Consider the following 18,828-nt stretch of genomic DNA (forward strand, 5'->3'; position numbering starts at 1 on the left):
ACAGCTTGTGAAAACTTTCGTTACTAAAAAAATAAATAATGAAGGAGTAGTATGAGGTGTTTTGATAAACTGAAAAGGACGGCAAGCAAGGTTTTTTTTGATTTTGGAGCGGTCAGTCTTCCACTAGGGCTTATTAATCAAAACATTATCTTCTTTAACAAAGAGGATATAGAGGAGGTTCTATTCTTTGGCTATATTGATCGTCGATTTCAAGACTTTTTGAGTCGTTATGATGAGGAAGTTTCAAAAATCACCTATGACTATTTCACCATAGAAGACTTCAAAAAATGACATACAAATCCTAGGATTCTATTCTAGGATTTTCTATATGGTGAGAAAATGTTATAATGAAGATTAAGTAGAATGGATGTATCCGAAGTTCGAGTTCAAAAAGAGTTGTTAGTTATTTCGGTAAATAGTATCAAGGAGCAGCTATCTGTTTCGAGAAGTCGTCTATCAGAGGTAGTTTCAACCGATAGTCTTAAAGGGGCAGTGAAGGATGCCATTAACCAGAAGGTGACCAACTATCAAATACCACTGGTTGATAACTATGTCAATGCCCTAGATAGCATTGTCGGTCGCTATGATGGACTTGTGAAGCTCTTTCAAGACATGGTGTCAGAGACTGACAACAGTGCCATTATTAAGACAGAATACCTAGAACGCATCAAGCAACGGATGAAAGATCCGATCGAGGGACTAAAGAGCAGTTCCAGTAAGACGAAAAATATCTATGCAGGGATAAGCGATATCCTAACGTTAACGAATCCTAGTTTGGATAATGTGAACACGAGCTATAGTCAAGCAGTCAAGAGTTTAGATGATACCATAAAGAACATGGAAGCTTTTAATAGTGTTCTTTTAAAGACAGATACTTTTGACCTTATTGATATGCAAAATAGTGAAATCGCTACCCTATCAGGCTATGCCCCTCTTCCGTATGAGAACCGCGTATCGAGAAATTATTATAATCGAACTCAGTTTAAAAATTCAGTTTCAGAGATACACACAGCTATCCATAGCAATTCCAAAGCTGTGAAGTACCAAAATGCTCTCGCAAAACAGCTTGCCGAGTCTAAGTATAGTGGGAAGGTAGTCTCAGAACAGCAAAAAGAAATTTCTGTATCGAAAATTAGTGAAACTTTTGGTTTAACTCCTCCTGAAGCAGAAGATGTTTTAGATTATATTAAATCAATGGGGGAAGCTGTCATTACCTATCGAGGAGCAAATATTTTTCTTAATGGTATCAAAATAACAATGGATAGCCAAGGAAGAATGAGATGGGGCAATAAGTTTATTTTCAAATCTTCTACTAACAATTTATACAGGCATGGTCGCAATTTCCAAAATGCTTCAGGAATTGATCTAGAAAATTACCACTATTCAGGTAATTTGCAAGGTGTTGCTCGTATGAAAGAAATGGGTAAAGCAGGATGGAGCGGTTTCAAAGAGTCTGTTAATCCACTAAATGATTTTAAAGGGTGGAAAGAAGTAGGGAAAGTTGGTAAGGCATTTAAATTAGCTGGAGGAATTTTAACAGCTATAAATATCTATAATAATTTTAGGGAGAATGTGGATATGTCTGATGGTATCTCGGCCAAAGAAGCGCGGGACTTTACGATTGATTCAGCCGTTGATATTGGCTCCGGTGCTGCAGCTGCTGGATTGGGTGCTGCCATTGGTTCGGCCTTCTTACCTCCTTTAGGAACAGTAATAGGAGCGGGTGCAGGGATTGCTATCAATTATGCTCTAAATCATGTTAAGTTACCATTTGTTGGTAAGAGTGCAGTTGATGCGATAAAAGATTTTGGGAAGGGTATAGGAGATAGTATAGGAAATAGTATAGGTAATGTAGTAAGTTCTATGTTTGGAGGTTAATATGGAAGAAAAAACAGTGAAAGAAGTTGAAGAATTAAATAAAGCATATTTTAAAAGCTTAGCGAATACTCGCGCATCTGCAAGTATGATGGTTATTTCGTTCACAGGAGCTTTCGCTTCGGCATTGTTTCTGCTTTTCCAATATTTTTATTTTGTTAAAGGCTACGGAATAAATCCTTTGGAAAATTATTTTTTTGATTTTGTTTTGATTTATGTTATTTATCTTGTCGTGGCAACTTTTATTCCGCTAGGAATGACATTTATTTATCGTAGACAGATTTTATCAACCATATTATTACTTTTATCTTATATAGGTATTTTTTTATCTTTGATACTTATATCTTATATTATTCTTGTTTATTCAGGGACTAATTTGCAAGAATATAACGAACGTTCATTATACACCATTCCTTTTTTGTTAATCTGTACAGTTGTTGGTTTTGTTTATCACTATTTTTGGCTAAAAAGAGAGTTAAAAAAAGGTTTTTCTACCAATAGAACAATGGGTAATTATTTTGCGAAATCTAGTGCCCACAATAATAATTCTCTTCTCATTATTTTTACAGTTTCCATGCTAGGCGGTGTTCTTTCTGGTAAGTTTGCGCTAGTTTTAGGAATTCTAACAGCTGTACTTTTTAGCTATGGCTTCTCCCAACTGATCACAGAAGTCGCCTATCTTTTATATCTAAAAACTCAAAGCAAGGAGTATTGGGAAGATGTACCTAAGAAAAAAGAGACTTTTCGAAATTTATTTAAGGATTTCAGTTTGAAGAAAGCAAAGATTAGAATTTTCCTTGAGATTTTGTTTTGTTCAATATTTCTAGGTATTATGTATAATATAGGCTATTTTAGTCCTAGTTCATACACCCCCCTTTGGCTTATTTGGTTTGGGAGAATATTTATAATCTCAATAGGACTGGATATTTTGGGGAGCTTTATTCTATCTATGATGAAAAGATTAAAAACTGGATTCAAAAAAGGAAAGAAAAAATGAATTTTAAAAAAAGAGAATTAAGTCTTACAAATTTAATTGGTTTTAGATTGGAATTAACTCCCTCAGCCACTTTCTTTGATCGTTTGATCTCAGATTCGAAGGAATTTAAAATACAAATGATACAAAACGGATTTTATGCAGATGGACCAATGTTTTATGCTTATAATCCCAAAAAAGCTGAACAAGATGTTCTTGTATTTACAACAGTTGGGAATAAACTTGAGATAAAGGGAGAAAATACTTCGGGTATTTTCTTTCAGGAATCATTAAATTTTACAACCGATTTTTATTATCGTCATTATAATCAAGAAGAGCCAATCCCATATGAAGAAATCGAAAAAGAAATTTCAAAGTTAGGATTTAAATTAGTAAATATTATTCATGTCGTATTGGATCTTTATGGAGACTATGTAATTGACATGTATTGTGAGGTTGAAAAAGATTGATGAAACTACCAGAAAATGTTGTCAAAGTTAATAAAATTGCTTTTCAAAATGTGGTTAGACAGAGACTATCATTTCATTACAGTGAGATGGAAGAGCATTTGGAGCAGTTTATAAAAGGAATTGTAGAAGCGGGCTATCAATTAAAAGGCCCGTTCTTTTACAGTTTGAATAACGTTCCGTTAAATGAAGTAATAGAAATTGAGTTATTTATGCCTATATCCAACGATTTATTTAGTTTAAAAGGTTATAATTTTTCAACTTATTTTGAAATTAGCAATTTATTAAAAACGATTATTAAAGGAGACCTTAAGACTTCGACAGAAATAGAATATGCAAAATTAATAATAGCATTGGAAGAAAATGAATTGGAGATGGTAACCCCTTTTTATCACGTGGTTCCCAAAAACGGATTAGAATATTTAGAATTATTGGTAGGTTATTCCGAAAATATTTAGTAATGTAACTGAAGGTTGATAACTATGTCAATGCCCTAGATAGCATTGTCGGTCGCTATGATGGACTTGTGAAGCTCTTTCAAGACACGGTGTCAGAGACTGACAACAGTGCCATTATTAAGACAGAATACCTAGAACGCATCAAGCAACGGATGAAAGATCCGATTGAGGGACTAAAGAGCAGTTCCAGTAAGACGAAAAATATCTATTCAGGGATAAGTGATATCCTAACGTTAACGAATCCTAGTTTGGATAGTGTAAATACAAGCTACAATCAAGCAGTCAAGAGTTTAGATGATACCATAAAGAACATGGAAGCTTTTAATAGTGTTCTTTTAAAGACAGATACTTTTGACCTTATAGATATGCAAAATAGTGAAATCGCTACCCTATCAGGTTATGCTCCTCTTCCGTATGAGAACCGCGTATCGAGAAATTATTATAATCGACCTCAGTTTAAAAACTCAGTTTCAGAGATTCACACAGCTATCCATAGCAACTCCAAAGCTGTGAAGTACCAAAATGCTCTCGCAAAACAGCTTGCCGAGTCTAAGTATAGTGGGACGATAGCTGAAAATAAAGACTTAATAGATTCATTATTTAATGTTTATAAAAACGTCACAACAAGTGATTTATATAAAAATAGTAAGGACTATAAAAAACATTTAAAATCTATTTTGCCAGCTTTATATGCTGCTTATCGTTTTAAGAAAGATAGATTCGGAAATGTAATTGTTTACAAGGATACGACTTTATTTTGGAATAAATTAGATGAATTTTTGAAGCTTAATAAGAAACTTAATCAGAATAAATCCTATGCTATAGCTCTTTATAGTAGTGGTAAGCCTACTAAAGCGTTTGAGTCTTTATTTGCGAAGCTTGGTAATACACGTTATAATGAGGGATTAAGGAATGTTCTAGCTACTTTTGATGAAAATACTAAGATGGTCCACAAAATCTTTAAAGTTGGAGGAAGCCTAGTAAAAACAACAAATAGTTTGTTAAAAGAAGAATTCATCAAAGAAGTGACTTTTAAAGGCGCTTTAAAAAATGTCTGGAAATCTAGTAAAGCTGGTGGAGGAAAAGGCTTAGTTGAGTCTGCTAAAGAAGGACTAAAAAATGTTAAATCAGCTACTAAGTTTGGTAAGTTTTTAAAAGGAGCAGCAGTTGTTGGTGTTGCCTTAGATGTGGTTGATACTTTTTCGAAAATCCACGATAATAAACAAGAGGCCAAACGTCAAGGTTTAAGAGGAAATGAAGTTAAGGCCAGTGTGACAACAGGTTTTGTGATAGATGCGGCCAAGGCAGCTGGAACAACTGTTGCGGCAACTGCCGCAGCGAGCGCAGGAGCAGCATTTGCAGGGTTTGTAGCAGGTGCGGTAGGCATTGCTACAGCTCCTGCGTGGTTAACAGGAGCTGTGGCAATAGGAACAGCAGCTTTTGTTGGATGGGGTCTTAGTGAGCTGGATAAACGCTTTAAAATTACAGATAACCTTAAAAAAGGTGCCAATAGCCTGATCAAAGGCATGAGAGGATGGTTTAAATGATTATTGAAAGAATCAAAAAATATTTTGAGTTTCAAAGAAGTAGAATAAAGGGACCAGTTCCTCTTTGGGGCGTATTAAATGGGATTTTTATTTTATATCCTTTGGCATTTTTTATGTTTATGGCAGGAGGGTTAGAGATTCTAAAAAATGAGGACTTATATCAAGGGTTGCTTATTACAGGGATTGTTGTTTGGGTTTTAAATCTAGTATTTTTACTAGATCTTAAGCGAGGGATTTTAACCAGTTTTGGAACCTATCTTATGTATTTGACTGGTCATGTTTATACCATTATTGGATTTAGTAGTTTGAGTGGGGACCATAACTTTATTGTTCTAAAGTTATCTCTCCCCCTTATCTACGCGCTTGTAATTATTATCGTCATGAGCTGTTTGGTTGACTTGGACTCTGAAGAAATCATCTCGGAGAAGGCTGGAAAAATTATGCTTAATTTTGTAGTGGGACCGATAATACTTTTATCTCTTTGCTTTATTTTTCTAGCTATCATTGGATATGATTTTTTAATGGGGTGGGGAGTATCCTTATTGTTAATGATTTTTGGCTCTGCTTTATATCAAACATGGTTTATAATTATCTATGCCTACCAACACCGTCATGATGTTGAGGAAGAGACTTCAATCAAGCATATAAAAGTAAACCCAGATATGATTTCAAACAGAGAATTTGACAGAGATAGATTTAGTAGAAAGGTAACTAAAGATGATTAAAGAAATACAGCTACATATGAGCCATTTGATGACAGACCAGGTCCAGATTCAAGCGGACGAACTATTGGAGTTATTTGTTCATACAGAACTCCTTCCCTATACTGATGGTATTTATAAAGATGGTCCGACCATTTTTGAAATGACTCCAACTCAATTTAACGAAGAAAAACAAGATGTGGGAGTCTATATTCCAGTTATATCTGAAGCAGAGCCAACAAGTCAACTGGATTATCAGGCATCTCTAGATATAGAAGGAATTAGCAAGCGGGTTCTATTTGATGGTAGCTTGGATGAAACAATTGAGGAGATGAAAGCTTATATTCGTGATCATGGTTGGGAATTGCAAGATAAGTTATACCTAGTGTTGATACCTGTTTATGATGATTTGTTTGTGGATTTGATTATCCCAGTGGAGAAGTAAAATGGCAGAAATTACATATGGTATGAATCAATCCTTAATGATGAGTAATGTCTTGAGTGTGAACTATAATATTGTCGGTGATGAGATTGAAGTAGCCTTTCAAGACATGATTCAAACAGCTGTAGCGGCTGGATATACACCTAAAAGCAATCCATTTTACTCATGCCCCCATATCGGAGAATTGGAAGATGGAACTTACAACATCACAGTCTATCTTCCCGTTCATGAGGATTATCTAGGAAAAGAAGAGATAATGGAAGGGACAGCCTATAACAGTTATTTTTTGGTTCCTCGAATGGCAGGAGTAAGAGTTACTGGAGAGGAAGCTGTTGACTTTGATAAGGCTATATACGGCTTAACCAAATTATTGCTTGATAATGACTTAGAAGAATCTACACCTGTATTTTATATTTCAAGTAAGATAAATGATGTTTTATATACAGATATCATGGTAGGGATACGAGCTAAAAAAGATTAAAAGTTGGTAGAACCCAAAAAGAAGGAAGTCTCAAAAATCAGCTATGACCACTTCACCATAGAAGACTTCAAAAAATGACATACAAATCCTAGAATTTCATTCTAGGATTTTCTATATGGTGAAAAAATGAAACACCTAAAATTTAGTATATAGGTCGGTGCATAAGCAAGTTACGAATTGGTAAGTTTTATTAATAGAATAAAGATTATAAGCCCTCCTTGCCTGACTCTAGTATTCGTGGTATAATAAAGGGATAAATGAGAGAGGTTAGCTATGAAAAAAATAATTATAGGTAGTAGTGTTTTTGTAACTTTGTTGGTTGGTTCAGGAGCAACATTTATTTATTTAAAGAATCAAGAGATTTCTGTAACAAATAAGGTTAACGATCGTAAATTGAATATTGCTCTGGTAAATGAAGATGCTGGAGGCGTATTAAATGGCAACGCCTATAATCTAGGAAATGATTTCACAAATTTATTATCAAAAGAGAATACAAATCAATGGACTGTCATGACTCGTAATGTTGCTGAAAATCGATTTGAAAATGGGTCGGTTGATGTAATTGTTTATATCGAACAACAGTTTTCAGAAAAAATAGCTCAACTGGAAAGTTTTAATCCTGATAGAGCAAAGATAACATATAAAACGAAATCAAATTTAGATCCAGTTAAATCTAAGAATGTTGAGTTACGAGTAGGCGAGTACCTTAATACTATTAACCAAAATGTTATAAAAATGTATTTTTCGAGTGTTATCAACAACCTAGATGATGCTAAAAGAAATGTTGATAATATTGTAAATGAACAATCTGGCACGCATACAAAAATTTCTCAATATATCTATGGCCCGTCAAACGAAGCAAGTCAGTCTATGTTAAGCACTTTGGACTTGGCTTCAAATCTACAGAAAATGAATTCGTCTTATGAAGATTCTCAAAAGGCTTTTTCTGATTCTGTTGTTAGTCTTTTAAATAATACAGGGATAGGCTTAGACAAACAACTTACGGAAGTTAAAACTTATTTTGATTTTCAAAAGGGTATATTTGAGAAGAATGTCTTAACAACCAATAACACATTGAAAGAACAGCATGAAGAAAATTCTAAAATTATAGATGGTTTAAATAATTCGATGCTTAAATCATTGTATCAATTTGGAAATAGTACAGCTGAGGAAAAATCTGAACAAGCTAAACTAGAAGATTTAGTAGTTGATTATCATAAGGTTATTGTTGATTATCAAGGTAAAATAAAAGATAGAAAATCCGAATTTGGACATCTCAAGACAGAATTAGAAGCAGAGAAAAAGAAAATATCACTCTTTTACTTTGGTAAAGAAGATGTTGATTTAAAATCGGACCTTACTTCAGATGCTAAAGCAACACTTGTAGATCAGATTAATAAAAGTTTGATTACTGAAAATCATTTGCCTGAAACTTATCAAACTTTAATTCGTTCAAATCTAACAGATATTAGTATTGAACCAACTGATTACCAAACTTTATTTAGTAAATTGGAGAAACTCAATGTTCTAACAGCTGATCAAGTTAAAGAATATAATGAAAAAATAGATTTACTTAAGAATTATACTAAATTTGATAAGAAGGCTACTTCTATAAGTGGATTACCTGTTTTTGAATTTTTATCGATTGAAAATGATAAGCTCGATAAAGTAACAGAAACGATGGAATTGACAGTTAGATTACCCCAATCTGAGTCTAAAACTGTCGAGGCATCTGTGACAAAACCATCAAGTAGTTCGCCTGAATCATCAACGGTAGTTGAGGCTAGCGGAGTTTCTACTAGTTCTGAAGGGACAAAATATTTATCTCCTAAAGCTAAAGTTTATGTTACAGGAGATGCTACCTTAGTTGGAGGAGAGCAAACTATAACAGATGATAAGCTTTATACTATGACGGTTGAATATACTTTAGAACCACATTATGGGAAAAATGAAATTTCATTTGAAGTACACATTGGTGAAACTACAATTCCTATCAAGAAAACTATTTATCGTAGTGATAAAGAAGAGTCAGATGTTTTAGTGAAAAAAGATTTAAAACATATTTTTGATAAATTAAGCAAAATTGATCGTACAACTGGTATGATTCAAGCAATTTATGGAAGTCCAAGTAGTTCCTCTATTAATTTTTCTGCCTTATCACCAGATTCTGTTTACCATATGTACGGCAACATCAGTCGTGATGATATAGCAACTCAGTTGTCAGAAGATCAAGTTACTAAATTTAAAGAATCAGGTATAGCTTTGTTGGAACAAATTCAAAATTCTTTGGAGTCATTAGAAAAATCAAGCGAGGCATTGCCTGAATTGGCTGAAGCTGAGTTACCGAATGATTATTTCAAAAATCAAATTACAAACTTAGCTGATTGGTATAACAGTTCGATTAAGACCTTATCAACTGAGTACGATAAGTGGAAGGAAACAAAAGCGAAACAATTGGAAGTGACGGAGACAGCTTCAGATGCTAATAGTGGAATATTAATAAATGATAGTGAATCATCAAAACGCTTATATAGTTCAATTGAATCATTAGTGTCTACTACCTCTACTGGTTCAAAAGAAACTAGTCAAAATCACGAAGCAGTTGGGACTATGAAGGATCAATTTACTCAATTTGTTGGTCAAGTTCAGACTATTAAAGATAATGTTGATAAGACTATTTCAACTACGAATGATCTGATATCTAATGAAGCAGAAGTTATTCAAGGGAATAGAGACTACGCAGAGTCCTTTAAAACTGTTATGAAGAATATTCGTGATGGTGGAACGACCAATCAAAATGTGATGAATTTTTTATCTAATCCAATTGAAACTAAAAAAGAAACATATGAAGCGCCAATTTCAGTGGATAATAACAGAGTATGGGTTATTTTAGCGATTATTTTATCAGCAATTTCATCAGCAGGAATCACATATTGGTTGACAAAAGAAAAAGGCAAATAATGTAGATAATAACTCTCAAAATGTACTGACCCCAAAAAGTTAGACAAATAATTTAAGCGAAGGATTTAGTTCTGTATTGCATAGGGCTAAGTCCTTTTAGTTTGACCTTAATTCGTTTGTTGTTGTAGTAATCAATATAGTCCACAATAGCTTGTTCCAATTGCTTAAGCGACTGAAACGCCTTCTCATAACCATAAAACATTTCCGATTTCAAAATGCCAAAGAAAGATTCCATCATACCGTTGTCTGGGCTGTCACCTTTACGTGACATAGATGTTTGGATTCCCTTACTCTCTAAAAACCTGTGATAAGAATCGTGTTGGTATTGCCATCCTTGATCACTATGGAGACTCGTATTCTCATAGTATTTCTCTGTAAAGGCCTGCTCCAGCATAGCTTTCACTTGTTCTAAATTAGGAGAACAAGAAAGATTATAGGCGATAATTTCGCTATTAAAGCCATCTAAAACAGGCGATAAATACAATTTCTGTGTGCTATTTGGAATAGCAAACTCTGTCACATCTGTATAGCACTTTTCCATTGGTTTGGCTGCTTCAAATTGGCGTTGAATGAGATTCTCTGCTTTCTTGCCAATCTCTCCTTGGTAGGAAGAATACTTCCGTTTCCGACGAATTCGAGCCGCTAAACCAAGTACTTTCATCAGACGTTGGACCTTTTTATGATTGACCGAATAACCACGATTTCTTAGTTCAAGAGTAATTCTACGATAGCCATAATTTCCTTTATAGTCATTATAAATGGCTTGAATTTCATCCTTTAGCTCTTTATCCTTATCTGGTTGATCCAGCTGTCTCTGCTTTTCTCGCTCTAAGGCTTCGTCCCTTTCCTCTAACTCTTTTAACTTTTTTAGGTAATCCACCTCAGTCCGTAAGCGTTCATTCTCCTCTTGGAGTCGCTCTAGTTCTGTCATTTCTTCCCAAGTTTTCTTCCGTTTACGTCCCATTTTAGGTACTCTCCCTCTTGTTTTCTCAACAATAGTATACGCGTTTTTCTTGTATTTCGCTAGCCAGTTAAGAAGTATCGTACGACTTGGGAGACCGTATTCAAGAGAAACTCTATCTTTAGTCCAGCCTTCATGTAAGACTTTATTAATCATTTCTTGTTTTAATTCAGGAGAATAGTAACGATCAATCAATTTAATCATGTATCTAAGATTAGAATTGTTTATCCCAAATTTATTTGAAAGCTTCTCTAAGCTATATCCTTGTTTTCTAAGTTCATAGATCTGAACTTTATCTTCATAACTCAATTTCATAATAAAAACACCCCAAAAGTTAGATTTTTTCTGTCTAACTTTTGGGGTGCAGTTCACTGGAGCTGGTCTTTATTTTTCGATAATTTTGTGTCCAATCAACTGGCGGTAACAAATCTGTTTATTGTTTTTGGCATCGTTAATAATCTGGAGAATGGTTTCAAAGGAAACGCGCCCGAGTTCTAAGCTATTGATATCCACATAGGCTGCCAAGTTCAGTTTAGGGTTGACCGAGTCAAAGCTGAGGACAGGGACATCCAGTTGGTGTTTTGCGATGTAATCACAGACCCCTGCAGCAAGAAGGCTATCAATAGTAATAATAGCATCAATATTTGGATCATGCTCGAAGAGAAGTTTACTAAAGCGATAACCATTATCTTCAAGAAATTCGGTCGCAAAGTAGGTCAGATTTGGATCAATAGGAAGTTGGTATTGTTTAAGAGCTAACTCATAACCCATTAGACGATCTTGTGTTACGAAAAGTTTTTTGGTTCCTCCGATGAAGGCAATTCGCTTGCATCCTTTTTTGATGAAATATTCTGTCGCATTAAAACCAGCCTGGACATTGTCATTATCAACAAGCGGAATGAAGGGAGATAGAGATTTACCTAAGATAAGGAAAGGAAATTGCTCATCTGCTACTAGCTTAACCAAAGGATCCTCTTCTTGGGCATAGAGGAAAATCAAACCATCTACACGCTTACCATAGACCATCTGGGAAATAGCTTTGAGCCGCTCTTTTGCATCTTTCCCCGTTGCAATCTGGATAGCATAGTGGTTCTCAGATGCCACTTGGGCGATCCCTCGTAGAACAGATGGGAAGAAAGGATTTTGGTAAAAGGCATCCGAGTCGTCAGGGAGCACTAGGCCGATAACTTGAGTATAGCTACTTACCAAGCTACGAGCATTGAGATTGGGGTGGTAGTTGAGCTCCTTCATCGCCTTGCGAACTCGTTTTTTGGTTTCATCACTAATCGTTGATTTGTTTTGAATAACGCGGGTAACAGTTGAAGGTGAGACACCTGCTGCCTTGGCCACGTCTTTAATCGTAACGGGCATAAAAATCTCCTATTTATGATAATCTGGATCACGGAAGTGTGTCTTGTAAAAAATGGTGACCAGATAAAGAACAAAAAGAATGTTTTGTACAGTGATAAGGGTCGCCATATTTTGGCCAAAAAGTCCCAAAATAAGCGTAATCAGAGTGGGTAATCCTAAACAGTTCAAGATAAAATGGTAGCACTCTTTAAAGCTCCTAAATGAAAAGAGGCGTGATTTTTTGGTGATATAAAGGAGAAAGCTAGCTCCAAGAGAGACAATGAAGAAATTCAATCCAAAGAGGAAGCTTGCACCAAGAACGAGAAAGAGACTGATATAGACCCGGTTTTGTTGATACCAGTCTTTAGAAATGGCCTGGGTAAGATCTTCCTTACTCTGGAAACTCTCCGTTTGAATCGCGTGGTAGTGAATACGAGTCAGCTCTTTACTTTCCTTGCTGATGATGAGTTCTTCCGTATCAAAATGAAGTTGTAAGTCCTTTGGCAATTCTTTGCTTTGGCTTGGACCAATCAAAAGAGAAGGCTGCTGATTCTTAGTGCCCGAGTAGTTCAGTTTTCCATCAACGATTTGTGCATTCTCTGACAAGTCCATGATCGCTTCATCTGTCAGTGGAGTGTAGACATTATCGATAAAAGTATCCAGTGGATACGTTTCCTGCGAACTGTTTTGAATGGCAATTGGAACCATAGACAAACTGATGAGGAAAATGCTAGTAAAGAGAAGCTGAAACCAGTTGAGGCCGAAACGTTTTGATAGGGGCTTACGAAATCCCCAGATACTAGAGAAATACGAGAATGGATATGGAAGCATAGGCATCTTTCTAAAAGTGTTTTCTATATGAGTATTATATAGAGAAATGTGCTTTATTTCAAGTCTAGGAGATAAATTGCTTGTTGCAAGAATATTATTTACAGTAACAATCGCTAATACTCAATGAAAATCAAAGAGCAAACTAGTAAGCTAGCCGCAGGTTGCTCAAAGCACAGCTTTGAGGTTGGAGATAAAGCTGACGTGGTTTGAAGAGATTTTCGAAGAGTATAAAATGAAAAAGGGTGGCGGGGATAAATTATCCCTTGTCGCCACCACTTGTAAGTCCTGAAACAAAGTTCTTTTGTAGGAAGAAGAAGAGAATACAGATTGGAAGGGCGATGAGGATAGCACCTGCTGAGAAGTAGGCAATCTTCATGTTTTTCACATTGCTAACGAAGGTTTGGAGACCAACGGCAACAGTAAAGTATTCTTTCTCACGAAGCAAGAAACTAGAGAGGATGTAGTCCCCGAAAGGTCCCATGAAGGCCCAGAGAGCTTGTACAGCCACCATTGGGCGAACAAGAGGGAGAACAATTTGCCAGAAGCGACGGAAGTGTCCTGCACCATCTAGTTTCGCAGATTCGTCAAGAGACATTGGCACAGTATCGAAGTAGCCTTTCATCAGCCAAGCATTCATCGGGATACCTCCACCAACATAGAGGAAGATGAGGAACCAGCTATGGTTAAGGGCGTTCAACATAAGCGCCATAACGAAGAAGGCTGTCAAAGCGGCCATGGTTGGCACCATTTGGATAATCAAGAAGAAGACCAAACTTTGCTTACGAGCCAAGAAGTTGTAACGACTGTAAGCGTAACCTGCAAGTACGATGATACTTGTTTGAACAGCCATTGTGATAAAGGCAATAATCAAAGTATTAAGGTACCAAGTACCGTACAAAGTTTCCGTAAAGAGTCCTTTAAAGTTATCAAAATTAAAGTCGATGTTGGTATCGAGTTTAAAGGCTGCGACGTTACCTGTTTTAAAGGCTGACATGATGGTAATCAAAAGCGGATAGATAATCACGATTGATAGGCCAATCAAGTAGAGGTAAGTGAGGGTTTGAGTCAGTCTACGTTTGAGTTTGATTGAGTTATTCATCTTAGACGTCCTCCATATCAAATGCGTGTAGTTTCTTGAATGCGATCATAGAGATAGAGATGACAATGATTGAGATAATCAAGGTAACAGCTGCCGCCATAGAGTATTGAGGAGATGTACCTGTTGTCAAACGGTAAATCCATGAAATCAAGATATCAGTTGAACCGGCTCCGCCCCCGACAGTACCAGGACCTCCACCATTGAAGAGGTACATGATAGAGAAGTTGTTAAAGTTGAAGGTGTATTGGCTAATCAATGTTGGTGCTGCAACAGCCAAGATCATAGGGAAAGTGATGTTGCGGAATTTTTGCCAAGCATTGGCACCATCGATGTAAGCCGCTTCGTAGAGGTCGTTAGGAATAGACTGCAAGATACCCAAGGTCAAAACGTAGATGTATGGGAATCCTAGCCAACCTTGCATCATAATCAAGGCAACCTTAGTCCAAGTTGGATTTGTTTTCCAAGGGATAAGAGCTCCATCTAGGAAAGGAAGGACCTTAGACAAAAGAGGCAAGACTTGCGTGTTGATAGCACCAACACTATCATTAAACATGTTTGAGAATGTCAAGATAGTGATGAAGGCTGGAACAGCCCAAGGAAGAAGGAAAATAACACCGAAGATACGTTTTCCTTTGATAAATGGTTGGTTGGCAATGATTGCTGTAAAGATACCAATGACAATCTGCAAGGTAGAAGCAGCCAAGGCCCAAATAATGGTCCAAGAAAGAACAGAACCAAAGGCTGAACGGAAGGTGCTCAAGCTCCAGATGTTCGTAAAATTGGTCAAACCAACCCAGTCCAACAATTTGTTTGGTGGCAAGTGTTGGAAGTCATAGTTGGTAAAGGCAATCATCAAGGTTACGATAACAGGGAAGATAATTGCAAATGTCATCGCTACATATGATGGGATGATTAAAAGGTATGGGAATCCATTCTCATAAATTCCTTTAATCATGTCCTTGAATGTACGAGCTACAGGAATACCGTTATTGATACGTTTAGCAGTCGTATGTGCATCTTTGATATTAAAGATATAAAAGAGTAAGTAAACGACAACAAAGATAGAATGGAAAGCACCACGAATCAGCATAAAAAGTGAATTATCACGACCAGGTTTGTCACCAAGTGTGATCAAATTGCTCAATTCAGGGCTTGCAAGTGTTAGAAAATACAGAACAAATAGAACAGTAACACCAAGAAAAATAAATCCTTTAGCTTTTTGTTTGTTATAGATTTGTCCTAAACCAGGAATGATTGACAGCAAGGCTGCTTTGCGAGGCTGTTGTTTTTCCATGATTACTCCTTTCATAGGATGCGAGATAAAACTCGGATTCAATCGTAAGATACGTGCGTATGATAATAAGCGTATCTATAAATTCAAAGGGGGATTTTGCTTCCACCCCCCTTGAACAAATCAATTATTCACCAAATTTTTGTTTGATTGTGTCCTTAATCAATGTTACAGCATCGTTAGCAGCTGTTTTCGCATCTTTCTTACCACTTACAGCTTCAAAGAGCATTGTTTTAGCTGGGTCCCAAACAGCTGACATTTGAGAGATGTTTGGCATTGGTTGAGCATTCTTGAACTGTTCAATCACGGCTGTGGTCAACTCATCTTTTTTGCCTTCAGCATAAGTACGAGCTTCAGTATTAGCTGGGATTTCGTTTGTTACATCGTAGAACGCTTTTTGTTGTTCAGTTGAAACTAGGAAGTCTACAAATTTTTGAGCGCCTTCAAGGTTCTTAGTGCTTGCTGGGATAACCCAAGCTTTACCACCACCAAATGTTTCATAGTTTTTACCGTTTGGAAGAGTTGGGATAGTCGCAACACCGTAGTTTACTTTAGCATCTTTGAATGCTTGAGCTTTCCAAGGACCATCGATGATAGCAGCAGTTTTACCTTCTTGGAATTGAGTTTGGATTAAGTTTGGAGCTCCTTCAGTATCTTGCATACCTTTAGGCCATTTTTCGTACCAAGATTTAGCATATTCGATACCTTTGATTGCTCCGTCGTTTGCAAGTCCGATATCTTTAGGATCTTTACCGTTTTGGCCAAATACATAACCGCCATTACCAGCAAGAAGTCCGTATGCGTAGTAGAAGTTTGTCCAGTCAGCTAGGAAGGCAGTAGTTTTGCCATCTTCACCAGCGAAAGCGTATTTGCTGTCTTTAGCAAGGTTTTCCAAATCAGCAAATGTTTTAGGAGCTTCTTTAAGCAAATCTTTGTTATAGTACAAAACGAGTGATTCGATGACAGCTGGAGCACCATAGACTTTACCACCAACAGTTACAAGTGATTTTGTTTTATCGTCTGTTTTCGCACCGTCGCTAAGAGTTACTTCTGAAAGTTGTCCGTCAGTACCAAGGCTACCTACACGGTCGTATGGAGCCATCATAACATCAGGGGCTTTACCAGATTGGTTGTCAAGTGAAAGGTTATCAAGACCACCCATTTGGTCACCTGTTTTGATAGTAACTTTTACGCCAGATTCTTTTTCGTAAGCTTTTGCAGCAGATTCAGCGAAGGCTTTATATTGGTCTTCAACGTAGAAAGTAAGTTCTTTTGCTTCTGAAGAGCTAGTATCAGCAGCTTTGTCAGCAGATTTGCTTCCGCAAGCTACCAAGAGCAAGCTAGCGAGAGTAGCAGTTCCGAGCACAGCAGCGCTCTTCATGAATTTAGATGACATAGTGTATTCCTCCTAAAGAATAACAGTATAATTTATTTAGAAAACGCAAACGTTTTCTTTTATGAGCCTAGTATAGCACAAATAGAAAACGGTTGCAAGCTTTTTTAAAAAGTTTTTTAAAAAAATTTTAAGGTTTCAAACATTTGTTAAAGCCTATATATAGGAAAGAACTTAAAATGTTTGTTTTTTTGAATTGAAAATATATTAGGAAAACGATTGCGTAAATTCGGCTCGGTTTTTCAGAAAATAGAGCAGATATTGGGAATGAATTATCTTAAATCAGAAAATCTTTAAAATTTTTTCGCTTATTTCATAAAATATCAGTGGGAATAAGTTTTAGTTAGATAAAAATAATTCAAAAAAATTTTTAAAAACGCTTGCATTTGTCTTTGAAATGCGCTATACTTAACTTGACGCAAACGTTTGCGCCTTGATTGCGCAACGTTTTATAACAAACACATGAGGTGCTATTATGAAAAAACGTCAAAGTGGTGTGTTGATGCACATCTCTTCTCTGCCAGGAGCTTATGGGATTGGATCATTTGGTCAGACTGCCTATGATTTCGTCGATTTCTTGGTTCGTACGAAGCAACGTTACTGGCAAATCCTCCCTCTTGGGACAACAAGCTATGGAGATTCTCCATACCAATCATTCTCAGCCTTTGCTGGAAATACGCATTTTATCGACCTTGATATCTTGGTAGAGCAAGGCTTGCTCGAAGCCAGTGATCTTAAAGGTGTTGACTTTGGTAGCGATGCATCTGAAGTTGACTATGCGAAGATTTATTACGCACGTCGTCCACTTTTAGAAAAAGCCGTTAAACGCTTCTTGGAAGTGGGTGATGTCAAAGATTTTGAGAAGTTTGCTCAAGACAACCAATCATGGCTCGAACTCTTCGCAGAATATATGGCTATCAAAGAGCATTTTGACAATCTTGCTTGGACAGAATGGCCAGATGCAGACGCTCGTGCCCGTAAAGCTTCAGCACTTGAAAGCTACCGTGAGAAATTGGCAGACAAGTTGGTTTACCACCGTGTGACTCAATACTTCTTCTTCCAACAATGGTTGAAATTGAAAGCCTACGCTAACGACAACCACATTGAAATCGTTGGAGACATGCCAATTTACGTCGCAGAAGATTCAAGCGACATGTGGGCAAATCCACATCTCTTCAAGACAGATGCCACTGGTAAAGCAACTTGCATCGCAGGATGCCCACCAGATGAGTTTTCTGCCACTGGTCAGCTTTGGGGGAACCCAATCTATGACTGGGAAGCAATGGACAAAGACGGTTACAAATGGTGGATTGAACGCTTGCGCGAAAGCTTCAAAATCTATGATATCGTTCGTATCGACCACTTCCGTGGTTTCGAATCTTACTGGGAAATTCCTGCTGGTTCCGATACAGCAGCACCTGGTAAATGGGTGAAAGGTCCAGGCTACAAGCTTTTCGCAGCTGTTAAGGAAGAACTTGGTGAGCTAAACATCATCGCAGAAGACCTTGGTTTCATGACAGATGAAGTCATCGAGTTGCGTGAACGTACTGGCTTCCCAGGAATGAAGATTCTTCAATTTGCCTTCAACCCAGAAGACGAAAGTATCGATAGCCCACACTTGGCACCTGCCAACTCTGTTATGTACACAGGAACACACGATAACAATACAGTCCTTGGTTGGTACCGTAATGAGATCGACGATCCAACTCGTGAATACATGGCTCGTTACACGAACCGTAAAGAGTACGAAACAGTGCCACACGCAATGCTTCGCACAGTCTTTTCATCTGTTAGCTTCATGGCTATTGCAACCATGCAAGACTTGCTAGAACTAGATGAGTCAGCTCGTATGAACTTCCCATCTACTCTTGGCGGAAACTGGTCATGGCGTATGACAGCAGATCAATTGACACCAGCTGTTGAAGAAACTTTGCTTGACTTGACTACAATTTATCGCCGAATCAATAAAAATTTGGTAGAATTAAAGAAATAAGACAA

General features: G+C 36.9%; 17 protein-coding genes. 11 read left to right on the forward strand and 6 right to left on the reverse strand.

Annotation, left to right across the window (positions count from 1 at the left end; all coding sequences use genetic code 11):
• Window positions 1–51 precede the first annotated feature (51 nt).
• From I6G42_RS02945 to esaA, 10 genes are all read left to right on the forward strand, one after another.
• Complete coding sequence (locus I6G42_RS02945; RefSeq protein ID WP_152417903.1) at window positions 52–291, forward strand: DUF4176 domain-containing protein; 240 nt, start codon at window positions 52–54, stop codon at window positions 289–291.
• 72 nt (window positions 292–363) lie between these two features.
• Window positions 364–1,878: a T7SS effector LXG polymorphic toxin gene (locus tag I6G42_RS10035; protein ID WP_050562287.1), complete on the forward strand. Its 1,515-nt coding sequence runs from the start codon at window positions 364–366 to the stop codon at window positions 1,876–1,878.
• Between the two features lies 1 nt (window position 1,879).
• On the forward strand, window positions 1,880–2,872 hold the full coding sequence (locus I6G42_RS02955) for a hypothetical protein (protein ID WP_038804221.1): 993 nt from the start codon (window positions 1,880–1,882) through the stop codon (window positions 2,870–2,872).
• The gene (locus I6G42_RS02960) at window positions 2,869–3,318 is read left to right on the forward strand and encodes a hypothetical protein (protein ID WP_038804220.1); all 450 of its coding nucleotides are present in this window, start codon (window positions 2,869–2,871) and stop codon (window positions 3,316–3,318) included. The genes I6G42_RS02955 and I6G42_RS02960 overlap by 4 nt, the downstream gene beginning before the upstream one ends.
• A complete protein-coding gene (locus I6G42_RS02965; protein ID WP_038804219.1) occupies window positions 3,318–3,773 on the forward strand; it encodes a DUF5085 family protein in 456 nt (151 codons plus the stop codon). The genes I6G42_RS02960 and I6G42_RS02965 overlap by 1 nt, the downstream gene beginning before the upstream one ends.
• A 152-nt stretch (window positions 3,774–3,925) precedes the next feature.
• Window positions 3,926–5,320 (forward strand): LXG domain-containing protein, encoded by a 1,395-nt coding sequence (locus tag I6G42_RS02970; protein WP_232234406.1) that lies wholly within the window; start codon window positions 3,926–3,928, stop codon window positions 5,318–5,320.
• A complete protein-coding gene (locus I6G42_RS02975) occupies window positions 5,317–6,045 on the forward strand; it encodes a hypothetical protein (protein ID WP_038804218.1) in 729 nt (242 codons plus the stop codon). Before I6G42_RS02970 ends, I6G42_RS02975 begins: the two co-directional genes overlap by 4 nt.
• A complete protein-coding gene (locus tag I6G42_RS02980; RefSeq protein ID WP_038804217.1) occupies window positions 6,038–6,466 on the forward strand; it encodes a hypothetical protein in 429 nt (142 codons plus the stop codon). The genes I6G42_RS02975 and I6G42_RS02980 overlap by 8 nt, the downstream gene beginning before the upstream one ends.
• Before the next feature lies 1 nt (window position 6,467).
• Entirely contained in the window at window positions 6,468–6,944 is a 477-nt protein-coding gene (locus tag I6G42_RS02985; protein WP_038804216.1) for a DUF5085 family protein, read from the forward strand.
• A gap of 273 nt (window positions 6,945–7,217) precedes the next feature.
• Window positions 7,218–9,905 carry a type VII secretion protein EsaA gene (gene esaA / locus I6G42_RS02990; protein WP_038804215.1) on the forward strand — a complete coding sequence of 896 codons (2,688 nt, stop codon included), beginning with the start codon at window positions 7,218–7,220 and terminating at the stop codon, window positions 9,903–9,905.
• Between the two features lie 52 nt (window positions 9,906–9,957).
• Here esaA and I6G42_RS02995 read toward each other — a convergent pair whose 3' ends face one another.
• The 6 genes from I6G42_RS02995 to I6G42_RS03020 form a co-directional block, all read right to left on the reverse strand.
• Complete coding sequence (locus I6G42_RS02995; RefSeq protein WP_080641268.1) at window positions 9,958–11,181, reverse strand: IS3 family transposase; 1,224 nt, start codon at window positions 11,179–11,181, stop codon at window positions 9,958–9,960.
• A 69-nt stretch (window positions 11,182–11,250) separates the two neighbouring features.
• On the reverse strand, window positions 11,251–12,237 hold the full coding sequence (locus I6G42_RS03000) for a LacI family DNA-binding transcriptional regulator (RefSeq protein WP_038804214.1): 987 nt from the start codon (window positions 12,235–12,237) through the stop codon (window positions 11,251–11,253).
• Window positions 12,238–12,246: 9 nt separating this feature from the next.
• A complete protein-coding gene (locus I6G42_RS03005) occupies window positions 12,247–13,047 on the reverse strand; it encodes a DUF1189 domain-containing protein (protein ID WP_038804213.1) in 801 nt (266 codons plus the stop codon).
• A gap of 256 nt (window positions 13,048–13,303) precedes the next feature.
• Entirely contained in the window at window positions 13,304–14,146 is an 843-nt protein-coding gene (locus I6G42_RS03010) for a sugar ABC transporter permease (protein ID WP_001065653.1), read from the reverse strand.
• A gap of 1 nt (window position 14,147) precedes the next feature.
• Window positions 14,148–15,440, reverse strand: coding sequence for a sugar ABC transporter permease (locus I6G42_RS03015; RefSeq protein WP_000414941.1), 1,293 nt, complete (start codon window positions 15,438–15,440; stop codon window positions 14,148–14,150).
• 124 nt (window positions 15,441–15,564) lie between these two features.
• Window positions 15,565–16,833 (reverse strand): extracellular solute-binding protein, encoded by a 1,269-nt coding sequence (locus tag I6G42_RS03020; protein WP_000095453.1) that lies wholly within the window; start codon window positions 16,831–16,833, stop codon window positions 15,565–15,567.
• 472 nt (window positions 16,834–17,305) lie between these two features.
• On the opposite strand from I6G42_RS03020, the gene malQ reads away from it, so the two are divergent.
• Window positions 17,306–18,823, forward strand: a complete 1,518-nt coding sequence (malQ, locus tag I6G42_RS03025; protein ID WP_038804212.1) for a 4-alpha-glucanotransferase — start codon at window positions 17,306–17,308, stop codon at window positions 18,821–18,823.
• The last annotated feature ends 5 nt before the right edge of the window (window positions 18,824–18,828 follow it).

The organism is Streptococcus oralis, from assembly GCF_016028255.1.
GTDB lineage: Bacteria > Bacillota > Bacilli > Lactobacillales > Streptococcaceae > Streptococcus > Streptococcus oralis_AC.

What these genes read in the sequence shown, in the direction of transcription:
- I6G42_RS02945 (WP_152417903.1), top strand. Translation starts at nt 52, where the DNA reads ATGAGGTGTTTTGATAAACTGAAAAGGACGGCAAGCAAGGTTTTTTTT.
- I6G42_RS10035 (WP_050562287.1), top strand. Translation starts at nt 364, where the DNA reads ATGGATGTATCCGAAGTTCGAGTTCAAAAAGAGTTGTTAGTTATTTCG.
- I6G42_RS02955 (WP_038804221.1), top strand. Translation starts at nt 1,880, where the DNA reads ATGGAAGAAAAAACAGTGAAAGAAGTTGAAGAATTAAATAAAGCATAT.
- I6G42_RS02960 (WP_038804220.1), top strand. Translation starts at nt 2,869, where the DNA reads ATGAATTTTAAAAAAAGAGAATTAAGTCTTACAAATTTAATTGGTTTT.
- I6G42_RS02965 (WP_038804219.1), top strand. Translation starts at nt 3,318, where the DNA reads ATGAAACTACCAGAAAATGTTGTCAAAGTTAATAAAATTGCTTTTCAA.
- I6G42_RS02970 (WP_232234406.1), top strand. Translation starts at nt 3,926, where the DNA reads ATGAAAGATCCGATTGAGGGACTAAAGAGCAGTTCCAGTAAGACGAAA.
- I6G42_RS02975 (WP_038804218.1), top strand. Translation starts at nt 5,317, where the DNA reads ATGATTATTGAAAGAATCAAAAAATATTTTGAGTTTCAAAGAAGTAGA.
- I6G42_RS02980 (WP_038804217.1), top strand. Translation starts at nt 6,038, where the DNA reads ATGATTAAAGAAATACAGCTACATATGAGCCATTTGATGACAGACCAG.
- I6G42_RS02985 (WP_038804216.1), top strand. Translation starts at nt 6,468, where the DNA reads ATGGCAGAAATTACATATGGTATGAATCAATCCTTAATGATGAGTAAT.
- esaA (WP_038804215.1), top strand. Translation starts at nt 7,218, where the DNA reads ATGAAAAAAATAATTATAGGTAGTAGTGTTTTTGTAACTTTGTTGGTT.
- I6G42_RS02995 (WP_080641268.1), bottom strand. Translation starts at nt 11,181, where the DNA reads ATGAAATTGAGTTATGAAGATAAAGTTCAGATCTATGAACTTAGAAAA.
- I6G42_RS03000 (WP_038804214.1), bottom strand. Translation starts at nt 12,237, where the DNA reads ATGCCCGTTACGATTAAAGACGTGGCCAAGGCAGCAGGTGTCTCACCT.
- I6G42_RS03005 (WP_038804213.1), bottom strand. Translation starts at nt 13,047, where the DNA reads ATGCTTCCATATCCATTCTCGTATTTCTCTAGTATCTGGGGATTTCGT.
- I6G42_RS03010 (WP_001065653.1), bottom strand. Translation starts at nt 14,146, where the DNA reads ATGAATAACTCAATCAAACTCAAACGTAGACTGACTCAAACCCTCACT.
- I6G42_RS03015 (WP_000414941.1), bottom strand. Translation starts at nt 15,440, where the DNA reads ATGGAAAAACAACAGCCTCGCAAAGCAGCCTTGCTGTCAATCATTCCT.
- I6G42_RS03020 (WP_000095453.1), bottom strand. Translation starts at nt 16,833, where the DNA reads ATGTCATCTAAATTCATGAAGAGCGCTGCTGTGCTCGGAACTGCTACT.
- malQ (WP_038804212.1), top strand. Translation starts at nt 17,306, where the DNA reads ATGAAAAAACGTCAAAGTGGTGTGTTGATGCACATCTCTTCTCTGCCA.